This is a genomic window from Psychroflexus salinarum, assembly GCF_042677225.1.
Classification (GTDB): Bacteria; Bacteroidota; Bacteroidia; order Flavobacteriales; family Flavobacteriaceae; genus Psychroflexus; species Psychroflexus salinarum.
Window position 1 is genome coordinate 584,040 of sequence record NZ_JBHTIV010000005.1, and the last position, 23,159, is coordinate 607,198.

The 23,159-nt window shown below is 35.1% G+C and carries 16 protein-coding genes; 9 read left to right on the forward strand and 7 right to left on the reverse strand.

Features of this window, described 5'->3' with window-relative positions; all coding sequences use genetic code 11:
• Positions 1-72 precede the first annotated feature (72 nt).
• Complete coding sequence (locus tag ACFQ0R_RS04840) at positions 73-2,166, forward strand: peptidylprolyl isomerase (protein WP_379657248.1); 2,094 nt, start codon at positions 73-75, stop codon at positions 2,164-2,166.
• A 57-nt stretch (positions 2,167-2,223) separates the two neighbouring features.
• Here ACFQ0R_RS04840 and ACFQ0R_RS04845 read toward each other — a convergent pair whose 3' ends face one another.
• Both ACFQ0R_RS04845 and ACFQ0R_RS04850 read right to left on the reverse strand, forming a co-directional pair.
• Complete coding sequence (locus tag ACFQ0R_RS04845; RefSeq protein WP_379657249.1) at positions 2,224-3,135, reverse strand: GYDIA family GHMP kinase; 912 nt, start codon at positions 3,133-3,135, stop codon at positions 2,224-2,226.
• The gene (locus tag ACFQ0R_RS04850; protein WP_379657250.1) at positions 3,136-4,446 is read right to left on the reverse strand and encodes a hydroxymethylglutaryl-CoA reductase, degradative; all 1,311 of its coding nucleotides are present in this window, start codon (positions 4,444-4,446) and stop codon (positions 3,136-3,138) included. It abuts the gene before it with no gap.
• 204 nt (positions 4,447-4,650) lie between these two features.
• Here ACFQ0R_RS04850 and ACFQ0R_RS04855 point away from each other — a divergent pair, with 204 nt between their 5' ends.
• From ACFQ0R_RS04855 to ACFQ0R_RS04865, 3 genes are read left to right on the forward strand one after another with little or no spacing between them, the layout of a single operon-like run.
• Positions 4,651-6,840, forward strand: a complete 2,190-nt coding sequence (locus tag ACFQ0R_RS04855) for a S9 family peptidase (protein WP_379657251.1) — start codon at positions 4,651-4,653, stop codon at positions 6,838-6,840.
• 5 nt (positions 6,841-6,845) lie between these two features.
• Positions 6,846-8,753 (forward strand): peptide MFS transporter, encoded by a 1,908-nt coding sequence (locus ACFQ0R_RS04860; protein WP_379657252.1) that lies wholly within the window; start codon positions 6,846-6,848, stop codon positions 8,751-8,753.
• Positions 8,754-8,757: 4 nt separating this feature from the next.
• Positions 8,758-9,297: a thioredoxin family protein gene (locus ACFQ0R_RS04865; RefSeq protein WP_379657253.1), complete on the forward strand. Its 540-nt coding sequence runs from the start codon at positions 8,758-8,760 to the stop codon at positions 9,295-9,297.
• On the opposite strand, the gene ACFQ0R_RS04870 is transcribed toward ACFQ0R_RS04865, so the two are convergent.
• The 4 genes from ACFQ0R_RS04870 to ACFQ0R_RS04885 are packed head-to-tail and all read right to left on the reverse strand — an operon-like array spanning position 9,294 to position 15,041.
• On the reverse strand, positions 9,294-11,354 hold the full coding sequence (locus tag ACFQ0R_RS04870; RefSeq protein WP_379657254.1) for a ComEC/Rec2 family competence protein: 2,061 nt from the start codon (positions 11,352-11,354) through the stop codon (positions 9,294-9,296). The genes ACFQ0R_RS04865 and ACFQ0R_RS04870 overlap by 4 nt on opposite strands.
• A gap of 16 nt (positions 11,355-11,370) precedes the next feature.
• Positions 11,371-11,880: a C40 family peptidase gene (locus ACFQ0R_RS04875; RefSeq protein WP_379657255.1), complete on the reverse strand. Its 510-nt coding sequence runs from the start codon at positions 11,878-11,880 to the stop codon at positions 11,371-11,373.
• Positions 11,874-14,267, reverse strand: coding sequence for a GumC family protein (locus tag ACFQ0R_RS04880; RefSeq protein WP_379657256.1), 2,394 nt, complete (start codon positions 14,265-14,267; stop codon positions 11,874-11,876). The genes ACFQ0R_RS04875 and ACFQ0R_RS04880 overlap by 7 nt, the downstream gene beginning before the upstream one ends.
• 9 nt (positions 14,268-14,276) lie before the next feature.
• On the reverse strand, positions 14,277-15,041 hold the full coding sequence (locus tag ACFQ0R_RS04885; RefSeq protein WP_379657257.1) for a polysaccharide biosynthesis/export family protein: 765 nt from the start codon (positions 15,039-15,041) through the stop codon (positions 14,277-14,279).
• Between the two features lie 226 nt (positions 15,042-15,267).
• Here ACFQ0R_RS04885 and ACFQ0R_RS04890 point away from each other — a divergent pair, with 226 nt between their 5' ends.
• Positions 15,268-17,133 (forward strand): polysaccharide biosynthesis protein, encoded by a 1,866-nt coding sequence (locus tag ACFQ0R_RS04890; RefSeq protein WP_379657258.1) that lies wholly within the window; start codon positions 15,268-15,270, stop codon positions 17,131-17,133.
• On the opposite strand, the gene ACFQ0R_RS04895 is transcribed toward ACFQ0R_RS04890, so the two are convergent.
• A complete protein-coding gene (locus tag ACFQ0R_RS04895) occupies positions 17,134-17,595 on the reverse strand; it encodes a GAF domain-containing protein (RefSeq protein WP_379657259.1) in 462 nt (153 codons plus the stop codon). It abuts the gene before it with no gap.
• Positions 17,596-17,729: 134 nt separating this feature from the next.
• On the opposite strand from ACFQ0R_RS04895, the gene xrtF reads away from it, so the two are divergent.
• The 4 genes from xrtF (at position 17,730) to ACFQ0R_RS04915 (ending at position 23,139) form a co-directional block, all read left to right on the forward strand.
• A complete protein-coding gene (gene xrtF / locus ACFQ0R_RS04900; RefSeq protein ID WP_379657260.1) occupies positions 17,730-18,281 on the forward strand; it encodes an exosortase family protein XrtF in 552 nt (183 codons plus the stop codon).
• Complete coding sequence (locus ACFQ0R_RS04905) at positions 18,274-18,714, forward strand: exosortase F system-associated membrane protein (protein ID WP_379657261.1); 441 nt, start codon at positions 18,274-18,276, stop codon at positions 18,712-18,714. The genes xrtF and ACFQ0R_RS04905 overlap by 8 nt, the downstream gene beginning before the upstream one ends.
• Before the next feature lie 24 nt (positions 18,715-18,738).
• The gene (locus ACFQ0R_RS04910) at positions 18,739-19,137 is read left to right on the forward strand and encodes an HYC_CC_PP family protein (RefSeq protein ID WP_449314341.1); all 399 of its coding nucleotides are present in this window, start codon (positions 18,739-18,741) and stop codon (positions 19,135-19,137) included.
• 87 nt (positions 19,138-19,224) lie between these two features.
• Positions 19,225-23,139 (forward strand): efflux RND transporter permease subunit, encoded by a 3,915-nt coding sequence (locus tag ACFQ0R_RS04915; RefSeq protein ID WP_379657263.1) that lies wholly within the window; start codon positions 19,225-19,227, stop codon positions 23,137-23,139.
• Positions 23,140-23,159: the final 20 nt, after the last annotated feature.

Sequence of the window (23,159 nt, forward strand, 5' to 3'; positions counted from 1 at the left end):
TTGAACAACTAGGTTTTTTATATGGGCGAATTATCTTATTTTCGCCCCCTATATTTCTTAAAATATCTTAAAATGGCAATACTTAGTAAAATTAGAGAACGTACGGTTTTCCTTATAGTCATCATTGCATTAGCCTTGTTTGCTTTTGTACTTACAGACTTATTTAGAAACGGAGGGTTTTCTACAGATAAAGCTTCTACTAGTGTGGGAGTAGTTGGTGATGAAGAAATAAGTAGAGAGCAGTTTGCGACTCAAGTTGAAGGTATTGTACAACAAAGCCAAGGGAGAGTAAGTACTTTACAAGCGGCTAAACAGGCTTGGGAAAATAATCTAAGAAGCATCTTGCTTAAGCAAGAGTTTGAAAAGTTAGGACTTGAGGTTGGTGCAGATCAAATCACAGATGTGATGGCGCAGCAACTAGCTGGAGATCCTAGGTTTTCCAATGAAGCAGGTTTTTTTGATGAAGCTAAGCTCAAACAGTTTATCGCTGAGCTAAAAGTTACGTCACCAGAACAATATCAGCAGTGGGTTAACTTTGAAAAATCTATGGAAGTAAATGCAAAATCTCAACTTTACTTCAACATGGTAAAAGCGGGTATTACAGCTACGCTTTTAGAAGGAAAGCAAATTTATCACCAAGAAAATGATAACCTAACTTTTGAATTTGTAAAAGTACCTTTCACTAAAGCAGAAAAAGTTGAAGTAAGGAAGTCTGATATTCAAAACTATATAAATGAACACAAGGAGCGTTTTCAGCAAGAAGCTAAAAGAGATATAGAGTATGTTTCCTTTGAAGAAGAACCTTCAGAAGAAGATAATACTTTAGTTTTAGCTGAAGTTGAAAAACTTGTTACAGAAGGCGATCAAGATTTCAGAACTACAGAAAACATTGAAGAATTTTTAGCAATGAATTCTGAAGTTCCTTTTAATGATGTTTATACATTTGAATATGACCTAAAAGGAGAAAACGCAGAAGAGATATTAGACTTAGATTTAAATGAGGTTTACGGGCCTTATTTTGAGAACCAAAGTTATAAAGTGACAAAACTTCTTGAGCGTACACAAAAACCTGATTCCGTAAAAACAAATCATATTTTAGTTACGTATGACGGTACACGTGTAGACGGTTCGGTTACAAGGACTAAAGAAGAAGCAAAAAGTCTAGCTGACAGTATAACTTCAGTAGTAAGAAGAAATTCCGATAAGTTTTCAGAGCTTGCAACTGAGTTTTCTTCAGACAGACAAAGTGCTCAGAATGGCGGAGATCTTGGCTGGATCAATTATGGGGCATTGGTTCCAGAGTTTAACGATTACGTTTTTGAAGAAGCAAGGGTAAATAGTTACGGTGTTGTTGAAACAGATTTCGGCTATCACGTTGTGCACGTTGAAGACAGAACATCTCCAAAGAATGTCTTGAAACTTGCTACCATAGTTAAAACTGTTGAGCCCTCAGAAAAAACATTAAATGAGCTTTACCGTTCTGCAAGTAAATTTGAGCTTGCTGCAAAAGACAATGATTTTCTTGAGCAAGCCGAGGAAATTGGTAAAGAAGTAAAGCCTGTGAATGGAATTAATAAACTTGATGAAACAATACCTGGAGTTGGCAGACAAAGATCTATTGTGAAATGGGCTTTTGAGAACGAAACTAGTGTGGGAGATATAAAAAGTTTTGATACTGGTGATGGTTACATTGTCGCTCGAGTTACTAAAATCACAAAAAAGGGTTTAAGATCTCCGGAAGAAGCTTCTGCGGTTGTAACTCCAGTTTTAAGAAAACGTAAACAAGCGGAGAACATTATTTCTCAAATTGAAGATAATAACTTGGTTGCTGTTGCTTCTGCTTTTGGTTTGACTCAACAAAAAGCAACTTCCATAAACATGAGTAATCCTATAATTCCTGGGGGTGGAAGAGAGCCTAAAATTGTTGGAGCAGCATTTGCTATGCAAGAAGGGGAATTATCTAAGCCATTGGAAGGAAATAGCGGCGTTTATGTAATTAAGCTTATTGAAAAAAACAAAGCAGAGCCATTACCTTCTTATAGATCTGTTGCAAAACAAGAAACTGAAAAAAGAACACGTTCTTTACTAAATCCTAGAACAAGCCCAATTATTGAGGCATTGAAAAATAGTAAAGAAATCGAAGATAATCGTCATTTGATTTATTAATTAAAGGAAAGATAATTTTTTAAAGCGCCTTACAATATCTATTGTAGGGCGTTTTAGTTATAAAGACATTTCCTCGTAAGTAAGTATAGTAGTGTAACCTTTATTTTTAAAATAAGAAGACGGATTCGTTTCGCACATTGCCATTATAAAATCACCTCCCCATGCTCCAAGACTTTTAATGGCTCCATTAAAATCTGAAAATAATCTGAGTTGTACTGGTTCTATTTTGAGAATTTCAGAAAGATATTCTTCATGTGTAAGGATTATTTCCTGAGCATCTTTAAGTGACTTGACCTTTTGGAATTCCTGAGTAATACTATTTATTTTTGAAATAAAAACTCCGAGATCAACTGGCTTTATATTTCTATAATTAGATATAGCTTCTCTGCTATTTTGTTTTTCCTCCAAGTGAACAAAATAGATAAAAGGTTTTAAAGCTTCTGGTATTTTAGTTTCCCTAACGCTTGGCTTTTTGTCCTCCAGAGAATATACCAATGCAGATTTAGATTCTGCACAAGCTATATCATAACCGCTACCGCCAAAGGTCTTGGCTAACAATTGGTACGGGTTAACTTCTGCCCATTTTGCTACGTTCGAAATAAGAGTAGAAGATGTTCCAAGTCCCCAGTTTTTAGGAAATTCAAGTTGAGTTTTGAAATTATAATTTTGAGTAAAGACTTCAGGATTAATTCGATAGGCTTCGATCAAGATTTGGAAAAGTCGCTTTTCGATGTCATCTTTTCCCTTGATTTCTTGATTTATAAGTTTTTTAATATCAAAATTTAAATTTAACCAAACATGATTTTTGTTGTCATAACTTACCCAAGTAGACATTTTATCTTCAGAAGGTATAACTTCTAAATGTTGACCAAACTTGCATGGAATTGCAAGAGCATGGGCACCATCTAAAACCAAATATTCTCCAGTCAACAACAGTTTGCCGTGACTATAAAAGCGTTGAGACTTCATTTAAGACCGCATTTTTTCAAGTAAATTTATTACTTCTGAATGTGTTACAGTATTGGTTTTAAAGTACTCGACAGCTTCTGTTCTTTCATTCTCGCTAGCGTCAAATTGATTGAGAATATTCATCAGGTGCATTTTCATATGACCTTTTTGAATTCCGGTTGTTACCAAAGAATTTACGGCTGCAAAGTTTTGAGCAAGCCCTGCAACTGCAGTGATTCTCATTAGCTCCATAGCAGAAGGATGGTCAAGCATTGCAAGAGATAATTTTACAAGTGGATGTAAACTTGTAAGTCCGCCAATAGTCCCTAAAGCTAGAGGAACTTCAATCCAAAATTTGAATATTCCATTTTCAACCTTCACATGAGTTAAGCTGCTGTAGTGTCCTTCTCTAGCGGCAAATGCATGAACGCCAGCTTCAACTGCCCTAAAATCGTTGCCAGTGGCCAATACAACAGCATCAATACCATTCATGATGCCTTTGTTGTGAGTAACGGCTCTGTAGGGCTCTATTTGTGCAATCTTGATAGCTTGAGAAAACTTTCTAACGAACTGTTCTGACTCGTTATCAGTGTCTCCAAGTTGAGAAACTGGGCATGAAACTTCTGCTCTTACCAAACATTCTGGGACATAATTGGATAAAATACACATAATGACTTCTGGAAAAACTTCTTCAGAAATAAAACTTTGATAAGCTCTCGCTTCAGTTTCAAGAGTTTGTCCAAATTGTTCCAAGCAAGAATTAATAAAATTTGCACCCATAGCATCTACTGTTTCAAACGTGCAGTAGAGTTGATAGTAGTTATCTAAAGATTCGGTTTTATCAATTAGCTCAATGTCTTTTATGCCACCACCACGTCTATCCATGTTTTTGGTGATGGAAGCTGTTTCAGCATACAATCGGGGTTTGACATTTTCAAAAAAATCTTTCAAAACTTGGGTCTTGCCTTTATAATTAAAGTGAACGTGACCCACTTTAGTTGTTCCGAGAATTTCAGTCTTGAAACCACCTTTGTCTAACCAAAACTTTGAAGCTTTACTGGCAGCAGCAATTACAGAACTTTCTTCTATCGCCATAGGAATAGCGTAAAGCTTGCCGTCTATATCAAAATTGGGAGCAACCCCCAAAGGTAAGTAGTAGTTGGAAATTGTGTTTTCTGTGAATTCATCATGAAGCTTTTGTAGAGCCTCATCTGTATTCCAATATTGTTTTATGATGGTTTTTGCCTTTGGATAATTAGATAAATAGTGTTCTGTTAACCAATCTATTTTTTCGAGTTTAGTCAACTTTGAGAAGCCAGATATTTTAGACATTATTATTCTTTAAAATTTGTTTTACAAAGATACACTTCATAACTAATAAGAAACTTTAACGAAGTTATACTATTTTTAAAGTAACCTATTTGTAGATTATAATTTCTAACTCTTATAAATTATACCCCTAGATTAGAGTTTAAATAAAAAAAGTAAGCGTTTTTTGATGTTTTTTTAGTAAAATTGACATCCAAATAAAATACCATGAAAAGCCAAAAGTTCATTTTAAATTTATTGGTCGTTTTTTTGACCAGTTCAATCGCTTCTGTATACGCTCAAACCAAGGATATCACATTAGAGGACATCTGGAGTGGCGAGTTTAGTCAAGAGAGAATGCAAAACCTGCAATCTTTGAAAGATGGCAAATCTTACATTGTACAAGATTACGATAGAGTTAGCCAAGATATGAAGGTTGAAATCTTTAGTTATAAGACTGGCGAAAAAACCGGAACGCTTTTAAGCAGTAAAGCTATTCCAGGTCTATCCGTTTTCCAAACGTTTCAATTGAGTGATGATGAAAGCAAAGTTATTCTCGGAACCAATGTGGAATCCATTTTCAGACGTTCAACGCGGGGTATATTCTATGTTTATGATCTAGAGAGTAAAGAATTGGTAAAAATTGATGAAGAAATGATTCAATCACCAACTTTTTCTCCAGAAGGAAGTAAAGTGGGTTATGTAAAGAACAACAATATATTTTTTAAGGACATAAAAACAAATTCAATCGTCAAGGTAACGACAGATGGAGAGAAAAATAAAATCATCAATGGTGTTACTGACTGGGTTTATGAGGAAGAATTTTCATTTGTACGTGCTTTTGAATGGAATCCAAGTGGAACTAAAATAGCTTATTTGAAATTTGATGAAAGTAACGTCCCGGAATTTTCAATGGACTTATACGGTAATTATGGTCAAAGCTTATATCCAAAGCAAGATGTTTTTAAATACCCTAAAGCTGGAGAAGAAAATGCTAAAGTAAGCCTTCATTTATTTGATATAAACTCCAGAAGAAATTCTAAAATTGAACTAGGAAATTACGAATACTTACCACGATTGGAATGGACTCAAGATGAGGATCTCTTTAGTATTCAAACTTTGAATAGATATCAAAATGAATTAAAGCTTTATCTTGTAAATGCTGAAACTAATGAGCCTAAATTAGTTTTAACTGAAAAGGATAATGCTTATGTAGATGTAACAGATGACTTAACTTTCCTTAATAACAACAGCTTCATCTGGACAAGTGAAAAGGATGGATGGAAACATATTTATCATTATGCTGAAAACGGAAATTTGATCAACCAAGTTACAAGTGGTGCTTGGGAAGTTACAAATTACTATGGTTTTGATGATAAATCCGGGAGGATTTATTTTCAAAGTACAGAAAACGGAAGTGTAAATCGTGACGTCTTTTCAGTTTTGGCCAATGGCAAAAACAAATTGAGACTTACGCGTAAAACAGGAACTAACAGAGCAGATTTTAGTGCAGATTTCACTTATTTCGTAAATACATTTACAAACACAAAAACTCCTGCAGTTTACACGCTTCATAAAGCAAGTAATGGTGAACTAGTGAGGGAGATAAAAGATAATTCAGCTTTGTTAAACAAACTTGATAATTATAATATATCACCTAAAGAACTTTCCACCATTAATGTAAATGGCAATGAGCTGAATACTTGGATGATTAAACCACCAAATTACAATCCTGAAAATTCTTATCCATTATTGATGTTTCAATATTCGGGACCTGGCTCTCAATCAGTTTCAAATACTTTTTTTGGTACTAATGATTACTGGTATCAAATGTTAGCTCAACAAGGTTATATCGTAGCATGTGTTGATGGTCGTGGTACTGGCTACAAAGGCAGAGATTTTAAAAAAGTGACTCAAAAAGAACTTGGTAAATTCGAACTTGAAGATCAAATTTCAGCAGCCAAATTATTCGGAGGAAGAGATTATATAGATGCCGATAGAATAGGCATTTGGGGGTGGAGTTACGGAGGTTTTATGGCTTCCAATGCAATGTTCCAGGCCAACGATGTATTCAAAGCTGCTATTGCTGTAGCTCCTGTGACAAGTTGGAGATTCTATGATACAGTTTATACAGAACGCTATATGACTACACCTCAGGAAAACCCTTCTGGTTATGATGATAATTCACCTATAAGTCACGTCGATAAATTTGATAAAGGCAATTATCTTTTAGTTCATGGGAGTGCTGATGATAATGTGCATGTTCAAAATACGATGCAACTCATTGAAGCGTTAGTACAAGCCAATAAGCAATTTGACTGGAGAATATATCCTGATAAAAATCACGGAATCTACGGAGGAAACACTCGTCTTCACCTCTACACATTGATGACTAAATTTATAAAAGAAAACCTATAACCTTTATGGAAGCCACAGTAAAACCAGCCTATCAAAAAGAATTATTTGGCCATCCTGCAGGTCTTTATATTTTATTTTTTACTGAATTATGGGAACGCTTTTCTTACTATGGAATGCGTGCAATCCTTACGTTATACATGCTTGCAAAAGTTAGTTCAGATAATCCCGGTTTAGGCTGGGAAGAAGGAAAAGCTCTTGCAACCTATGGATGGTACACAATGCTTGTTTATGTAGTGTCTATTCCAGGTGGAATTATAGCCGATAAGATTCTAGGACAGAAAAAGTCTGTCATGATAGGGGGCTGGCTATTAGTTGCTGGACATGGAGTATTGTCCATTGAACAAGATTGGGCCTTTTTTAGTGGACTTTTACTTATCGTACTTGGAGTTGGAATGTTGAAACCAAACATCTCTACTATGGTCGGCGGCCTTTATAAGGAAGGAGACTCAAGAAGAGATAAAGGGTTTTCTATATTTTATATCGGTATAAATGTTGGTGCAGCTGTAGCAGCTATTTTAGTAGGTTATATTGCTTCAGAATATGGGTGGCACTATGGTTTTGGCTTAGCTGCAATTGGAATGGTCCTAGGCCAATTGGTTTATATTTATGGTCAGAAATACTTATCTCATGTAGGGAATAAACCAAGCTTAATTAATGCTAACGATGCATCTGTTTCTATCAAAGAGATTTTTCAGAGAATGCTTTCTACGAAGAAATCACTTGCTGTGCTTGTTCTACTTGTAGCTTTATCTTTTGTAATCCCAATTCAATTTATGGATACAGAGGTAAGTGCCTACATTGTCTTTTTTATCTTTTTATCTGTCGTTGTCGGATTTATGATGACCGTTTATGAAGATTTGAATGGTAAGGTGGAGAAAGATAGATTTATTGTCTTATTGCTCTCCTTTTTAATTGTTATTGTCTTTTGGGGAGCCTTTGAACAAGCTGGAGGATTATTGAATATTTATGCTCAACAAAAAACTGACAGATTCTTGCCTGTTTTTGACTACACAGTACCAGCGGCATTTTTCCAATCTTTAAACCCAACCTATATCATCATATTTGGTATTCCTGTTGCTGGATTTTGGGCATGGATGAAACGTCGTGGGAAAGAGGCATCTTCCATTTTTAAAATGGCTATAGGAGTTATTGTGATGGGATTAGGCTTTGTGTTCATGGTTTTTGCAACAATGGACTATCAATCTAATGGTGAATCTGCTATTTACTGGCTTATTTTTGCTTATTTACTCCACACTATAGGAGAGCTTTCTGCATCCCCTGTAGCTCTATCATTTATCACCAAATTGGCACCACTTCGTTATGGAGCTTTAATGATGGGACTGTATTTTGCTGCTACTGGTTTAGGTAATAAAGTAGCTGGTATTATAGGTGAATCCTCTCAGGCTGAACGTATAGAAATAGGACTCAGTGCAGACCAGAGTGAGCTTTCACGATTTGTCGCCAATGAGGATGCTGAGGATGTTTTCAAAGATAATAAAGCCTTTACAATCGAAACTCAGCTTTACAAAAACTCATCTGGTGAAGTTGTTTTCGAAGAAGTAAGTACTGGAGAGGAAATTAATTCTATTTTCACTTATCAAGGAGAAAACTCTAAATCTGAATTATTAAATAGAATAGAGCCATATGATGTTTCAAGAGAAAATCAATTATTGACTTATTTAAAATTTGATTATAAAGATGGACAATATAAAGGAAGAATAGCTATAGACCAATTTCAAACCGATCTTGAGTTTAAAACATTTGCAGGCATTGTGATTTTTACAGTTGCCTTTGGAATATTAGTTATTCTATTGCTAAAACCTCTGAAGCGTTTAACTCATGGCGCTGAAGAGAAAGAAATTGAAGGTCTTGAAGCAGAAGGTTTCGAAATCGCAGATGATGAAGTAAAATAATCTAATGAAATATATATATTTAAGTTTATTGTTTTTGGTTTTCCATTCTATGCATTCGCAAATAGAATGGATGACCATGAATGAAGCTCTGGAGGCTCAAAAGAGTGAGCCCAAAAAGATTTTTGCAGATGTTTACACAGATTGGTGTGGACCTTGTAAAATGATGGATAAGAATACGTTTTCAAATCCAGATGTTGCAGAATATGTGAATACACATTTTTACCCTGTAAAATTTAATGCCGAAGGAGCCGAGAAGGTTGATTATAAAGGATTTGAATATACCAATCCAAACTATAAGCCCGAGCGAAAAGGGAAACGTAATGCTCAGCATTTTTTTGCTAATGCTCTCAAGGTCTCTGCCTATCCTACTGTTGTCTTCTTCGATGAAGAATCCAATGTTATATCTCCTGTTGTTGGTTATAGAACACCAGAACAGCTTGAGATTTACCTAAAGATGATTGCAACCGATGCTTATAAAGAGTTGAAAACTCAGAAAGCATGGCAGAAGTATCAATCCAACTTTCAAGGCACTTTTAAAAATTAGTTTTCAGGTAACACGAAAGCTCCTTTTTCCCATGTAGAATGGAATTTTACATTAAATCTTTCGGCTGAAGCTTGCCAGCGTTCAATGTCTGTCTTATAATTACTTCCGTCGGCAATCACCTGTTTAGGTTTTATATTAAATAAAAACCTATCAAAATTGATATTCGGTGAATCTTTAAGCACGACATATTTTGGATTAAAACCTTCTTTAGGGTAGACAGGAATGCTATCAATCACATATAAAATTTCATCGGAATTAAGCTCATATACATTTCTAAAGTTCGATATGAGAATAGTATCAATTCCCTTTAATGTTTTATAGTTTTTAATGTTATATAAATCTTTTATAGAATCTTTTAGCTGACTTTTATCGCTATACAAATTCAGAAATGAACCTTTCAATTCGCCTAATTGTGAATTTCTATAGGTTTGAAATACGACAATTTCTTCCTGCTGAAGTTGATTTCGCTTATCAACATAAATACAAATTATTAAAGCTAGTAGAGACAAATTCAAAAGAGAATAGCTCAGCATTTTTCGTTTTTTATCCCAAAGAATAAGGCTTAAAAGTAAAACGACGCTTGAAATGAGCATTGGTTTTGTAAAGTAAATGTCTGAGAATACTAAATATTCTTTTGAGGCGATCCAATCCACAAAACTTAGAAGTAAGTCTAAAGCTTGACCATAAATATGAGCTAAGAAGTCTGGTAAAATCTTAAGAAGGCTCAAGAAGATTATCAGGATACCGCCGCCTAATAATACTCCTAAACCAGGTAAAATCACCAAATTACTCAATATAAATAAGCCTGGGAATTGATGAAAATAGTATAAGCTTAAGGGCAAAACCCCTAATTGAGCAGTTATTGTAACACTGACTATATCCCAAATTTTTCTGTCCAAATAAAATTTAGGTTCATAAATCTTAGAAAGTCTAGGTTGAAGAGCTACTATGCTCAAAACAGCGAGATAGCTTAACTGAAAACCGACTTGATAAATAAAATAAGGGTTAATGATAATCAAAAAGATTGCTGAAAGTGCCAAAGTATTGATAGCGCTAGTTTTTCTTTTATAATTAAGGGCAACACTCAAAAAGGAAAACATGACAGCTGCTCTTAGAACCGACGGCGTGAAGCCTGCTAGTGTTGCAAAACCCCAGATGCCAGTCAAGACTACAATCTCACGTAATAGTCGACCGTATTTTATCCTGAGTAAGCCTTTTGTAATAAACTGCAGTATGAGTAAAATTATACCTACGTGTAGTCCTGATACAGCAAGAATATGAACAACCCCCGCTTTTGAAAAGCTATTATACGTTTCCGGGTCGACGTTTTGCTTTTGACCTAATAAGAGGGCTTGAATAATATCCAACTGCCCATCGCTAAAAGGATATCCACTCAAAGAACTTTCAATAGTATTGCGTGCTTGTTCTCCAAAACTTCTAAAACTAAATCCTGACTGTTCTTCAATCTGAAATTGATCAAAGTCAGAATCTATAACATGGCTCATTTGTTGACTCCACATGTATTCTTTATAATTGAATTGTTGAGGATTCTGTGGGGCTGTAAAAGCTTTTATTTTTCCGAAACCGATGATTTTAGAATGCGCATTCAAAAGCGAATCCTTATCTGTTGGAACTTGAAGCAAAACTTTACCTCTTATTTTAGTGTCATTTAAGGAAGTTAAGCGGACTTCATATTTATCTTTAAAAGCACTGGATTTTAAGGACTTGACTACTTCTCCTTCATAAATGATATAATTATTCTGAATAGACTCTGTTGATAAGAAATGAGAATAGTGATCTTTTTGATGTTTAGGGAGGTGTATTTTTGTGTTGAGGAATCCTAGGCTGAAAAGAAATAAAAGGGAAACTACTGTGAAAACTGACTTCAATCTTGAATCTGTTTTGGACACAAAAAAGGAAATTGTAAATAGGGTAAAAAGAATTACACTAGAAGTGACATAGGTTGAAAACTTAAAACTGAATTCTGAAAAACCAAACCAAATTCCAAAGAAGAATACTAAACAAACTTGTAATAAAGGAAGGTTAGTATACTTCATAGTATTTTAGTCTGGATTAATAAATCACTCGTCTGCTTTTTACGTAGTTTTTTCTCCAGTAGGGATTGTTGATAGAAGATATCATCACCCCTTGAGATGAACTAGAGTGTATAAAGTCTATTGTTTTATTGGTTTTGTTAACGACTAACCCCACGTGATTAATTCTTCTGCTGCTTTTCGAAGTCCTAAAAAATACAAGATCTCCAACATCCACTTGCCTTAGTTTTACTTTATCACCAATTCTAGACATTTGTTTAGTAGTCCTTGGTAATTCAATTCCATAACGCAAAAAAGAGAGGTGAAGTAATCCGGAACAATCTATTCCAGAAGGATCCATACCACCATACTTATAAGGAGTGCCTAGATAAGTTTTGGAGTAATTGACAACATTAGTAACCGTGTTTGCTCTTTCTGCCTCAGCTTGTTTAGCTCTTTTTGAACTGCCACACGAAACAAGTGCTAGTGTAATAACACATAGGAGAACTTTGAAATTGTTTCTACTTCGTAAAGCGATATTGTTTACCAAAACTTCCAGGATTTTTTCTTTTGTTGATTTTCTCCATAACCGTACCCATACCCATAGTTATATGCATTGATACCTGTTTCATCTAGACCATTAATCACAACTCCCATATTGACGAGTTTCTTTTGGTCATAAATGTCTCTGATGTGTGGGAAAAGTCTTGTGTCAGTATATCCAGATCTAGTGATATAAAGAGTTATATCAGCATAGTCTGATATCAAAATAGTATCTGTAACCAAAATTGTTGGCGCTGTATCAATAATTATATAGTCGTATCTTTGCTTTGCTTCCTCGATTAATTTCGCAAATCTAGAACTCATAAGCATTTCTGCCGGATTAGGTGGAATATCTCCTGAAAGCACAACATCTAAATCTAAACTTTCTACCGAGTTTTTAATGATAATATCATCTATAGAAATTGAATTGTCATAAAGAAAATTTGTTACACCAATTTGCTCTTTTTTTAGATTCAAATAATTGTGAATCTGTGGATTTCTTAGGTCACAGCCAACAAGTAAAGTTTTCTTTTTAGCGGAAACAAGTGAAGAAGCTAGATTGATAGCAACAAAGGTTTTACCTTCTCCTTTGGTCGTAGAAGTCACAAAAACAACTTCAGAGCTAGATGTAGTATCCTTTCTATTCTTAACACTCAAAAAGTTGAGATTAGTCCTCATTATTCTAAATGACTCGGCAATGGATGACCTGTCGTTTGGTAGAATAACCTTATTTTCTTCTTCTTTATGTTGAGGCACTTCCGCTACAATAGGCATATTTGGCAGAAAAGTTTTTACCTGATCTTTGGTTTTGATTTTTGTATCAAATAAGAAAATAATATAAAGTACACCAAAGGGAACAACGAGTCCAATGACTAAACTTGAAAGCAAAATGATTTGAGATTTTGGACTGACTGGAGAAGGTTGTGTGTGGGCATAGTCCACAACCTTTATTATCGGTGCTGTTATAGCATAAGATAAAGCTGCTTCTTCTCTCTTTTGAAGTAAAAACAAGTAGAGTTTCTCTTTTACAGCCTGCTGACGCTTAATATTCCTTATTTCCTTTTCTTGCTCTGGTAGTCTACTAATATTGGAATCAAACTCTCGTTCTCTTCGTTGGACTTCTCTAAGAGATATTTCTAAGCTTTTGATGTAGTTATTAATAGTATTGAGAATGTTTTTTCTCAATTGTAAAATAAGCTTATCAAGTTCCCTTACACTTGGGTTTGCTAAAGTAGAAGAAATAAGCAACCTTTCTCTTTCTAGGATTTTCTGATTATAGGTTTCTGTAAAGCTATTAATGTTATCATTTGTAATTCCAATTCTTGCTGGAAGTAACTCGTATTTGTCTTGTTCTGTAAGTTCTTCTTTAAAGTTCCTTGTTAAGGAAAGCTGATTGCTTAATTCAAATACTCTTAACTCAGCTTCTGTGCTTTTTCCAAATAAAGCCGTTGCGTTATTCTCAATCTCGACAAGATCATTTTCGCTTTTATAACTTGCAAGCCCGCTTTCCACGGTATCAAGTTCACTCACAAGATATTCGAGACGCTCAATTACAAATTCTTCGGTTCGCTTAGCAACCAAACGATTATCCTCAATTCCATCAGAATTGAATTGATCAATAAGCGCATTCAGAATATCTTCGTTTTTTTCTTTATTTTGACCCTTGATGGAAATATTTAAGATTTCACTTCTATCTCCGAGTGGTTCTACACTTATTTGGTTGGTGAGAGAGCTAACAGCTTGAGAAGTGGAACGGAAACTAAAATTGAAATTAATTGCCTCCAATTTTGTAATATCTCCATTGTAGTCTGGATTGAAATTGAGAACCAGCGGATAGCCCTCCACATTCATAGGCTCGCCTACTGTATAAGTGTCTGAGAAATCAGTTTTAGGATTTCTAATTTCAAATTTATTAAGGGATTCAAATACTACAGTGTAAAGTGGCGTTGAAACATCATAAACAGAATCATTATCTATCCACTCTACTTTAAAAGGTCTTTCATTTTTCCAAATTTCAGATGATTTAAAACTTCCAGATTTATAGTAACTGCTTGTGAGTTCTAAATTGTCCACTACTTTGGAGGCAATTCTTCTAGATTTCAAAATCGCCCTTTCATTTTCAAGATTAACTTTACTCATGTCGATGAGTGGAGAACTCCCTTGTAATCCAGAAAGATCTAAACCACTTTGATCTTTGAGAACTTTAACCTGTGCATTGGTTTGATATATATTAGTTGAATAGCGTAAATAAATAAACGCAATCGATACTGAAATGACAAGGCAAATAATAAACCAAGGCCAATACTTTAGGTATTGAAGTACAATCTTTTTTAAGTCTTCACTACTATCTTCCGGGGTAGAACTATTATTGATATGTGTATTTGAGTTTTCCATAAAATGAGGTTATCTAGCCAATAATACGACTGCAGAAAAGATTATAGAAACAACAGAAAGTAATGTTCCAACATTGCCGACAAATCCAGCAGACTTTATCCTAGGATCATTTGGTTCTATATAAATGATATCATTAGGCTTTATAAAAAAATAGTCTGAATTCATCCAATCACTTTGAGTTAGGTCTATCCGTTTCACTTCCCGTTGATTACCTTCTTGTCTGTAAATCATGATATTATCACGTCTACCATTTATTGTTAAATCTCCTGCAAGGCCTAAAGCTTGAGGAAGTGTCATGTTTTCTTCTATAATTTCATAAGTTCCTGGTTGTCTTACCTCTCCTTGAACAGTAAACTTGTAATTTATAATTCTTACATTAACTGTAGGATTTTTAATGTAAAGTGACAATTTCTCTTCAAGAAGAGATTGGATCTCTTGGGTAGTTTTACCTTTTACTTCAATTTTACCAAGTTGAGGAAAATTGATTTCTCCATCACTGTTGACAAGATACCCTGTTAATTTTAGTAGCTCAACTTGTCTAGGTTGAACACTACTGTTATTTCCTGTGTTGAAAGTATAAGGAAGAACACTTTCAGGATTTAATGCAGCAGTAGAAATATTTAAGATATCGTTAATCTGAATCTTAGGGTGAGAATTGATTGTCTCGATAGATGCAAAATCTCTTGTTTCAATGTCTTGATAATAGACAATATCCTTTTTTGAAGAACAACTAAAAAGAAGAAGTGAGAAAATAAGAAGGATGAATTGTTTCATTAAAATTAAGTTAAACAAATTTAATACAAATAAGCGCAATTTTTTATTTAAAAGAAAGCCTTTTAGCCTTAAAACCATTTATCTAGTTAACTATTATTTTTTAAAAAGAACAATATAGACTTATGAAAAATTTATCATTAAGTTTGAACTTCCATTTGAATCTTAACCAATTGAAATGAACTTTATCCTTGTACTTAAGCGCTTCAGCTTACAAATTTTAAAGCGAATGGCACGTAATTACGTGCCTAGAGTCGTTATTCTCTTAATCGATATTTGCATTTCTATATTATCTGCTCAATTCACTTTTTTTCTAATATCTTCTGTTGGTCAGGGTGAAATCAAATTTATTTACCTCAATTGGGAGTTCGTTTCTCTTGTAACTATCCAAATCTTATTCTTTCTGATTTTTAGATCTTACTCAGGAATTGTAAGGTATACTGGGTTCAAGGACTCAATAAAGCAACTCCAAACTACCATAACTACAGTTGTGACTCTCATTGTAATCAATGAAGTTATTTACAGTATTTATGAGACAAAAATTTTAGTAAATGGTGGAGCAATCATTTATGGATTTATTGTTTTTTCAATGCTGTTTTTATTCAGAGTCGTTGTAAAAAGAGCTTACCAACTCATTCACGCTGATTCTTCATCAACCAAAGCGTATTTGCTAGGTACAAGTCTTACTGATGTTGCTATAGCAGAAAGCATTATTTCAGATTCGAGAACTAGTTTTGATATCGTTGGTTTTATAAGTGAAGTCAATAAATTGAAAAAGACCAGAATTCTTACTTTACCAATAGTCACTTTGGAACAATTAGAACATAAAAAGATAAGGGGAGGGACATCGGTTATTGTTTCTAGTCAGAAACTTAGAGAACTAGCAACAGCAGACTCTGATATCTTGAATCAACTATTAGAATTGAATCTCAAAATATACAAACTTCCAGATCTTCAAGACTGGGGAGGTGAATCAATTTCTTCTGAAATCAAAAAAGTCAACTTAGAAGATCTGCTACAAAGAACTCCTATAAAACTTCAGCGCGAAAAACTCAGGTCAATATACAATGGTAAAGTGATTTTGGTTACAGGAGCAGCAGGTTCCATAGGTAGCGATATAGTGAGGCAGCTCATACGCTTCAAACCTAAAACAATCCTCATGCTTGATCAAGCAGAGACTCCATTGCATCAAATGAGTTTGGAGCTGGAATCCCAATATCCAAATCTTCATTTCGAAAAAATTATTGCCAATGTTAGAAATTTAAAGCGTTTAGAGTCGATTTTTGATCACTTTAAACCAGAAATAGTTTTCCACGGAGCAGCCTACAAGCATGTTCCAATGATGGAAGCTAACCCAATTGAAGCTTTAGATGTTAATTTTATAGGCACTAAAAATCTTACCGATTTAGCTATCCAATATAAGGTTTCTCGATTTGTTTTTGTTTCCACAGATAAAGCTGTGAATCCCACTAATATTATGGGCGCTTCTAAACGAAGCGCAGAAATATATTTACAATCTGTTGCTAGAGACAAATCAATTCCAACAAGATTTATCACAACAAGATTTGGAAACGTTCTGGGTTCTAACGGGTCAGTGATTCCCCATTTCAAAGAACAAATAGAAAATCTTGGTCCGGTAACGGTAACTCACCCAGATATCACTAGGTATTTTATGACAATTGATGAAGCTTGTCAGCTTGTTTTAGAGGCAGGAGCCATGGGTAATGGAGGTGAGATTTTTGTCTTTGACATGGGTAAACCGGTCAAAATCATTGATCTAGCAAAGCAAATGATTCGCTTATCGGGATTTGTACCTTATGATGATATAGACATTGTGTACACTGGCTTAAGACCTGGGGAAAAACTTTATGAAGAATTACTGGCAGACAAAGAAAACACACTGCCAACACATCATCAGAAAATACTTATTGCGAAAGCGAGTTACGATTTTGATAGTGAAAAAATGATTTTGCTCAAAAACTTACAGTATCAAATTTCAAATAATGATGTGTTGAAATCCATAGAAGTTCTTAAAAAGCTAGTACCAGAATTTATTCCACTTACTGAAGCAGAACGTCAAAAAAATGCAATCTAATTAAACCTCGAGTTGTTTACTTACCTGCGTATTTACCCAGGTTAAAAATTCTTCATCTTCCTTTGAAAAGGCTTTTTTAGTATTAGAATCAATATCAATTTGTCCGATGTTTTCACCATTAACAAATAATGGAATGACGATTTCAGATTTTACATTAATACTACATGCAATATAATTGTCTTGAGCTGAAACATCATCAACCACAAAGTTTTGATTGGATTCTGCAACCTGTCCACAAATTCCTTTTCCGAAAGGGATAGTTGTATGATAGGTTGGCTCTCCAGCAAAAGCTTTTAAAATGAGCTCTCTTTTATCACCATTTTTGAAATAAAACCCAACCCAGTCATAAGTGTCGACTTTGGTTTGAAGCAAATCGCAAACTTCGGTCAGTCTGTGATTTACATCCAAATTCTCCTGGGAAAGTATTTCTTCTATTCTTGGCTTAAGATCCTCTAAACTCATGATGTTGTATTTTTGAGCAAAAGTATTTATTCTAAAAGCATTACAGATGATGCATTTTCTATAAATTTGTTAAATATTTTCAAATAAATCATTGTTCAATTCAGTGCTTTAATTTTAAACTTAATACCTAGCTTTTGGAAATTTTAAAGAAAAATAAAGCGGTAATCAGGTTCCTGGGAGTTTTCTTTGGAACTTATATCGTTCTTACTCTGGCTTATCAATTCTACTTAGACAATGTAGAATCAGAAGTCTATTTTCCAGAACCTATAACTCATATTGTAGCCCTGCAAACAGAGAGTTTAATTAGTTTTTTTGGTTACGAGACCAAGATGATTCCCAGTCACTACGACCCTTCAATGCGGCTTGGAATAAATGGCGATTACTTAGTGAGGGTAGTGGAAGGTTGCAACGCTATGAGCGTAATTATTCTCTTTTTGTCTTTTGTGTTGGCTTTTAAAAAAGACTGGAAGACAACTTTACTTTTCATTTTTGCAGGAAGTGTTTTGATTTACGCATTCAATATTTTACGCATTGCACTGCTTACTATTGGGATTTATGAAATCCCAAAGTACCAAGAATTAATGCACGGAACGCTATTTCCTATTTTCATTTATGGTTTTGTATTCTTACTGTGGATTTTCTGGATTAGAAGTTATAAGACCGAAGAAAAACCAAGCCATGAATAAGTTTTTTAGGTTAGCTATAATTAGTCTATTCGTTTTTGGCTTAATCCTCGTTCGTTATTTTGAACATGAACTTTTTTCAGATCCTTTGCTCAATTTTTTTAGCTCAGAATTTAGCTATTCTGAAGCTCCAGAGCTTAATATTTTGCAAGTTTTAAGAACAACGAGCTGGAGATTCCTTATCAACACTATACTTTCTCTAGCAATTATTTGGGTAACTTTTCCATCTAGCAAAATTATTCTTTTTTCCATAGTATTCTATGCGTTTGCTTACACCGTTTTGATCTTATTGTTTTGGTTTTTTATCTCAGATATGAAAACTGAAAACTATCTCATTATTTTCTATATCAGGCGTTTCTTGATTCAGCCTATTTTCGTAATAATCTTATTACCAGCTTTTTATTATCAAAAGAAAAGTGTTAAGGAAAAAGACTAAAAAATATTTGCTTACTTTTGTAGTGTGAAATTATACATTTCCAAAATAGCGTCCATTTTTTTAGCACTCTTCGTGCTATTTTCAACCGTGTCTTTCACGGTTGCAACTCACTATTGTGGAAACATAATGATAGATAAGGCTATAATGTCTCACGCACAAACTTGTGGAATGCATCAAGAAATGCCTTCAGAAGAAGAATCAGAATGTTGTGATGATGAAGTTGAGATCATAGAAGGTCAAGATATTCTCCAGTTTTCCAAAGCTGAATTTGATTTCGACATGCCTTTAGAATTTGCGATATTCAGCCTAATACATTTTAGTTCACTTAGTTTTATCGCTAAAGAAATAGCTTCAGCTGAAGTTTACGACCCTCCCCATTATTTTCAGGACTTTCAAATTTTACACCAGGTCTTCCTTATTTGATTTATTAAAACTTACCGCATTGATTTCAACTGAATCAAATTCAGAAGAGAAATCAAAACTGTGTATATGTTTTAAAATCAAATATTTATGTTGAATAAAATTATCAATTTTTTTCTAAATCAGCGACTGGCGTCGTTCATCCTTTTAGCGGGCATTGTTGTAGGAGGTTTGATAGTTTCCCCGTTTCAATGGGCAGATTCTTTTTTACCAAAAAATCCAATTCCAGTGGATGCGATTCCCAATACGGGTGCCAACCAGCAAATTGTATTTACAGAATGGCCAGGCCGTTCTCCGCAGGATATCGATGACCAAATCACCTATCCGCTAACTACTTATTTGTTGGGATTGCCAGGCGTAGAATCGGTGCGAAGCAATTCTATGTTTGGGTTTTCAAGCATTTATATCATTTTTGAAGATGGTGTAGAATTTTACTGGTCGCGTTCTCGTATTCTTGAGAAACTCAGCTCTATCCCTCAGGGGCTTTTACCTGCTGAAGCTAAACCAACTCTTGGTCCGGATGCAACGGCACTTGGTCAGGTATTCTGGTACACGCTTGAACCCAGAGATGAAGACAATGAACCTACCGGAGGCTGGAATCTTGATGAAATCCGAAGCGTTCAGGACTTTTATGTGAAATACGGACTGAGCAGTGCCAAAGGTATTTCAGAAGTGGCTTCCATTGGAGGCTTTGTCAAAGAATACCAGATTGATGTCAATCCAGATGCCCTGAAATCGTACAATATTTCTTTAATGCAGGTTGCAAAAGCCGTAAAAGAAAGCAACCGGGATGTAGGTGCCAAAACTTTGGAAATTAATCAGGTGGAATACATAGTTCGAGGTTTGGGTTATTTAGAAAATCTCAAAGATTTCGAATCTATTGTGGTCGATGAAACCCAAAACGTCCCCATTTACCTTAAAGATGTGGCCAAAATCAAAACTGGTCCAGCCCAGCGACGTGGAATTCTCGATAAGGCTGGAGCAGATGTGGTTGGTGGAGTTGTGGTGGCTCGTGACGGCTTCAATCCCATGGAAGCCATTATTAACATAAAGGATAAAATTGAAGAAATATCTCCAGGATTACCTTCAAAAACTCTTTCCGACGGAACCAAAAGCCAGCTCAAAATTGTTCCTTTTTACGACCGTTCCGAATTGATTAATGAAACCATTGGAACGCTGGAAGAAGCTATCAGTTTGCAATTGATTATCGCTCTTTTGGTGGTGATTATTATTGTTTTCAACTTGAGAGCTTCACTAGTAATTTCGGCGGTATTGCCTATTTCAGTATTACTGGTGTTTATTGCCATGAAATTTTTCAATATCCAGGCCAATATTGTCGCTTTATCAGGAATTGCTATTGCTATCGGGACGATGATTGATTTGGCCATTATTCTTTCTGAAAATGTTCTTAAAAAACTTGAAAACTCGCCCAAGGATTCCTTAGTCAAAAACATTTATGAAGGTTCAGCCGAAGTGAGTTCAGCTATATTGACGGCTGTATTAACAACGATAATCAGTTTTGTTCCTGTTTTTGCTCTGGAAGCTGCGGAAGGAAAACTTTTTATCCCACTGGCATATACCAAAACCTTTGCACTGATTGCAGCTTTTTTAGTAACAGTACTTGTTTTGCCTACTTTGATGTATGTGGTGTTTAGAATTAAAATCAACAAAGCTAAAACAGCTTATTATCTCAACGTTTTCCTTGGACTAGTTGGAGTTTGGACGATTTTCTATGAATTCTGGTTAGGTCTGTTTATTCTTCTTTATGCCATAAGTTATTTCATTTCCTACCAAATGTATTTTAAGGAATTTCGAGTCAAAAACCTACACTTTTACGTATTGGTCGCTGGAGTTTTAGTTCTACTTTCAAACCTTTGGCTGCCCTTAGGACCTCAGCAATCCATGTTTTCTAATATCATTTTTGTTGGGATTCTAGTTGGACTGTTGTTAACCTTCTATCTACTGCTTCAAAAGTATTATGGTCAAATCTTGTCTATATTTTTGAAGCATGTCAAGGCGTTTTTAGTCTTACCGTTACTAGCTATTTTTATAGGAATCATGATTTGGCTAGGATTTTCAAGTGTTTTTCATTGGTCAAAACAAGCCTCGGATGCTGTAGGATTTTCGATAGAAGAAACGGGGTTTTGGAGCGCTATGGATGACACTTTTCCTGGGATTGGAAAAGAGTTCATGCCAAGCCTCGCTGAAGGTAGTTTTATCCTGATGCCGACCAGCATGACACATTCAGGTATCGAATTCAATAAGGATAAACTTCAACAGATGGATATTCTGGTTAAACAAATTCCTGAAGTTGAAACCGTGGTTGGAAAGCTAGGTCGCGTAGAATCAGCTATTGATCCTGCTCCAATTTCGATGTTTGAAAATCTGATTACATACAAAACCGAATTTATACTGAATGAAAGTGGTAAACGTCAGGCCTTTGAAGTGAATGAAGACGGGCTTTTCAGAGTACAAGGCTTAAAAATTCAAAACGATCAGATCGAAATCACTAAAAATGCTGAAGATGTACTGTGGTTTGATAATGCTGAATTTGTTTTTCAGGATAAATCAGGTGAAGCATTTTCAGATCAAATTCAATCTGAAATTTTATATGAAATTGAGAATGATTTCAAGCCTTATATGATTGAAGATGAAGACGGAAATTATTTCAGAAATTGGAGAAAACACATCCAGTCTCCTGATGATATTTGGAACGAAATTTCCAAAGTCACCAAGATTCCGGGCATTACTTCAGCGCCCAAATTACAACCTATCGAAACGCGACAAGTGATGTTGCAAACAGGAATGCGTGCCCCGATGGGCATAAAAGTTTCTGGACCAGACTTACAAACTATAGAAGACTTCGGAAAAGAATTAGAAGATATTCTTAAGCAGGTATCTAATATTAAAACTCAAGCCGTTTATGCAGACAGAGTGGTTGCAAAGCCCTATTTACACCTAGAGCTTAACCGCAAGAGTTTAGCTCGATATGGACTAAGCATAAACGATGTGCAGGATTATATTTCGGTGGCTATTGGCGGGCAAAGTCTAACTCAAACCGTGGAAGGTCGTGAGCGTTATAACGTGCGGGTTCGCTATCCACGAGAATTGCGAAATACGCCAGAAGCTATTGAAAACATGTTAATCTCCACATCTTCTGGAACTCAGGTTCCCATAGGAGAACTTGTTGATATCGAATATGAACGCGGTCCGCAAATGATAAAACGCGAAGAAACATTTCTCAATTCTTACGTGCTTTTCGACCGTGCCGATGGCGTTGCCGAAGTCACCGCTGTGGAATCTGCAAGAGATGCCATTCTTTCTGAAATCAACAGTGGAAACTTAAAAGTTCCAAGCGGAGTGAGCTATCGTTTTGCTGGTAGTTTTGAAAATCAGGTCCGTTCAGAAAAACGATTATCTATGATTATTCCGGTTGTTTTTGTCGTGATTTTCTTGATTCTATATTTTCAATTCAAATCTGTACGTATTAGTTTGATGGTGTTTTCGTCAATCGCTTTAGCTTTTAGTGGCGGGTTTATTATGATCTGGTTTTACGGACAGGATTGGTTTTTGAACTTTAGCTGGTTTGGTGAAAACCTGCGAGATATTTTTCAGTTGAAAACCATCAACCTGAGTGTTGCTGTATGGGTTGGATTTATTGCTTTATTCGGTATTGCTACTGATGATGCGGTACTGATGGCAACCTATTTAAGGCAATCTTTCAAAGCTAACCCAACCAAAACTAAAAAGGAATTGCGTGAAGCGGTAATGGAAGGTGGACTCAAGAGAATTCGGCCTGCGGTGATGACTTCGGTAACCACTGTCATTGCGCTTTTACCCGTTTTATCATCGACAGGAAAAGGATCCGATATTATGGTGCCTATGGCCATTCCAGCTTTTGGTGGCATGTTGATGGCGAGTTTGACTTATTTTTTACTGCCTATTTTATTCTATATCGTCTACAGCAGACAGTTAAAAAACACCTCTGAAATTGATCTTAACTAAATTCTATAAACGATAAACCT

What these genes read in the sequence shown, in the direction of transcription:
- ACFQ0R_RS04885 (WP_379657257.1), bottom strand. Translation starts at nt 15,041, where the DNA reads ATGAAACAATTCATCCTTCTTATTTTCTCACTTCTTCTTTTTAGTTGT.
- ACFQ0R_RS04905 (WP_379657261.1), top strand. Translation starts at nt 18,274, where the DNA reads ATGAATAAGTTTTTTAGGTTAGCTATAATTAGTCTATTCGTTTTTGGC.
- ACFQ0R_RS04860 (WP_379657252.1), top strand. Translation starts at nt 6,846, where the DNA reads ATGGAAGCCACAGTAAAACCAGCCTATCAAAAAGAATTATTTGGCCAT.
- ACFQ0R_RS04915 (WP_379657263.1), top strand. Translation starts at nt 19,225, where the DNA reads ATGTTGAATAAAATTATCAATTTTTTTCTAAATCAGCGACTGGCGTCG.
- ACFQ0R_RS04880 (WP_379657256.1), bottom strand. Translation starts at nt 14,267, where the DNA reads ATGGAAAACTCAAATACACATATCAATAATAGTTCTACCCCGGAAGAT.
- ACFQ0R_RS04895 (WP_379657259.1), bottom strand. Translation starts at nt 17,595, where the DNA reads ATGAGTTTAGAGGATCTTAAGCCAAGAATAGAAGAAATACTTTCCCAG.
- ACFQ0R_RS04855 (WP_379657251.1), top strand. Translation starts at nt 4,651, where the DNA reads ATGAAAAGCCAAAAGTTCATTTTAAATTTATTGGTCGTTTTTTTGACC.
- ACFQ0R_RS04870 (WP_379657254.1), bottom strand. Translation starts at nt 11,354, where the DNA reads ATGAAGTATACTAACCTTCCTTTATTACAAGTTTGTTTAGTATTCTTC.
- ACFQ0R_RS04865 (WP_379657253.1), top strand. Translation starts at nt 8,758, where the DNA reads ATGAAATATATATATTTAAGTTTATTGTTTTTGGTTTTCCATTCTATG.
- ACFQ0R_RS04850 (WP_379657250.1), bottom strand. Translation starts at nt 4,446, where the DNA reads ATGTCTAAAATATCTGGCTTCTCAAAGTTGACTAAACTCGAAAAAATA.
- ACFQ0R_RS04840 (WP_379657248.1), top strand. Translation starts at nt 73, where the DNA reads ATGGCAATACTTAGTAAAATTAGAGAACGTACGGTTTTCCTTATAGTC.
- ACFQ0R_RS04890 (WP_379657258.1), top strand. Translation starts at nt 15,268, where the DNA reads ATGGCACGTAATTACGTGCCTAGAGTCGTTATTCTCTTAATCGATATT.
- ACFQ0R_RS04845 (WP_379657249.1), bottom strand. Translation starts at nt 3,135, where the DNA reads ATGAAGTCTCAACGCTTTTATAGTCACGGCAAACTGTTGTTGACTGGA.